General features: G+C 40.3%; 1 protein-coding gene. It reads right to left on the bottom strand.

Annotation, left to right across the window (positions count from 1 at the left end):
• Positions 1–800 (bottom strand): transposase (locus H8909_RS13200; protein ID WP_187013153.1); only part of this gene is annotated, 800 nt, incomplete at its 3' end.
• Positions 801–861 lie beyond the last annotated feature (61 nt).

The raw sequence follows: 861 nt of genomic DNA, 5'->3' as shown, positions 1-861 counted from the left end.
GTCTTAGTACAGCTCTTGCGGTTATCACCAATCACATCAAGCCAGTATTCATACTCCACAAGACGGGCATAATATCCTAGAAATGTCTCGTAATCGCGCTGAATCTGTGCCTTTCTGTGACCTTTCCCATAGACAAGTTCCGTTTCAGTGGATAATATCTGTTCTAGAAGATACTGTGTGATGTATCCAATCTCCTGTGCACAATATAATTCGGCTTCAGGATAGGAATAGCCATATCGGCTATTGAGATTTCTTACGGAATCGGTGATTTTAAGGCACATGCTTGCTCTGTTAGTGAGTATTCTGTTTCTATAGACGAAGGAATACTTGTTGGCATAAGCCTCAATCTTAGTTCCATCTATATACTGGATATCTGTTCTAGCACCCATGAGGCTTCCGATATGAGCAGAAATATCATAAAAGATATCCTCGATGCTGGCTTTGAGATATGACTTCTCTAGTCGCTCGAAAGCCTTGCTGCTTGGACAGAGCTCCTTAGTAAGAAACATGAAGTCAAGGTTTCTTCTGCACTGGTATTCGAGTTCCCTGAGTGTAGGATGGCCAAGTTTCATGTATGCGAAAAGTTCAGCGCGTAGCAGGTCTATCCTGTTGTGACCTTTTCTTCCTCTGGTTTCTTTTCTGACCATATACTTGCTTAGATCCACTCCCTTAATGGCCTCGAGGAAAGAAAGAAGTTCATCAGTTGGCGTAATTTCATAGCCAAGACCTAGTGGCAAACACATCTGAATTGAGTTATAATATGTTATGTAGTTAGGTTCATTATTTAAACATTCATTCATAACCTAATTATATCAAAAAATGCGGCACTTCTCATTTATTTGAGATGTGTCGCATTTTTCT

Source organism: Catenibacterium faecis (genome assembly GCF_014306455.1).
GTDB classification, from domain to species: Bacteria; Bacillota_I; Bacilli_A; order Erysipelotrichales; family Coprobacillaceae; genus Catenibacterium; species Catenibacterium mitsuoka_A.
This window is presented reverse-complemented; position numbering and strand designations above follow the sequence as displayed.